This window comes from Acinetobacter sp. NBRC 100985, assembly GCF_000241225.1.
Lineage (GTDB): Bacteria > Pseudomonadota > Gammaproteobacteria > Pseudomonadales > Moraxellaceae > Acinetobacter > Acinetobacter venetianus.
In genome coordinates, this window is sequence record NZ_BAEB01000044.1 from 1 (window position 1) to 930 (window position 930).

1 protein-coding gene is annotated in these 930 nt (G+C 39.8%); it reads right to left on the reverse strand.

All coding sequences use genetic code 11. The features are described from left to right. Window positions 1-52: 52 nt before the first annotated feature. A partial coding sequence (locus ACT4_RS15160) for an IS5 family transposase (protein WP_007483601.1) occupies window positions 53-930 on the reverse strand: 878 nt, incomplete at its 5' end.

Genomic DNA, 930 nt, shown 5'->3' on the forward strand with positions numbered 1-930 from the left:
GACTTTGTTGCACAAACCTTATAAAGGCTGATTTCACCAATTCCTACCAAATTCAAGGCACAACTTGGGTGTGAGGTCTGCCTAATTCCGTAAATTTATTTAATACTGCCACACGTGCATGAATCTCATTCACTTGGCTTTGAAAGTTCCTAGCATTGAGTTTATCGCCCAATAATTTGATGCAATGCATCTTAGTTTCAACCAAACTGCGCCGATGATAGCCAGACCACTTTTTCCAAAGCGTTCTTCCTAGACCTTTGACTGTTTTCAATAGTTCATTTCTTTCTAAAGATCCCAATTTCTTATCTTTCCATGGCCTTGCATTTTTTCTTGGAGGAATTACGGCATGTGCATGACGATCTGAAATCACTTGTCTGCACAATTTCGTGTCATAGGCTCCATCGGTATAGACAGAGTCAATGAGTTCATCAGATGGGATTTGATTTAGTAGATCACCCAAGACTTGTGAATCACTGACATTATTTGTTGTGAGCTGCACGGCTCGTATTTGCAAGGTTTTAGCATCTATACCAATATGTAGTTTACGCCATTGCCGACGATATTCAGGCTGATGTTTCTTACGTTTCCATTCGCCTTCGCCTAAAAACTTTAAGCCAGTTGAGTCGACCAATAGATGTAGTCCCTCATGACTTTTTTGATAGCTTATCGCAATATCAATATGCTTTTGTCGTCTACAGAGGGTGGAGTAATCCGGTGCTGTCCAATTTAATCCACTGAGTTGAATAATGCTTTGCACAAAACCTGTGACCATACGCAAAGAAAGTCGAAAGATAGATTTGATCATCAAACAGCACTGAATTGCTGTATCAGAATAGGTTTGATTTCTTCCATGTTTAGCTTGTGGTTGAGCATACCATTGAGTCTGGGGATCGAACCAAATTGAAATATTTCCTCGCTTGATTAAAGCTT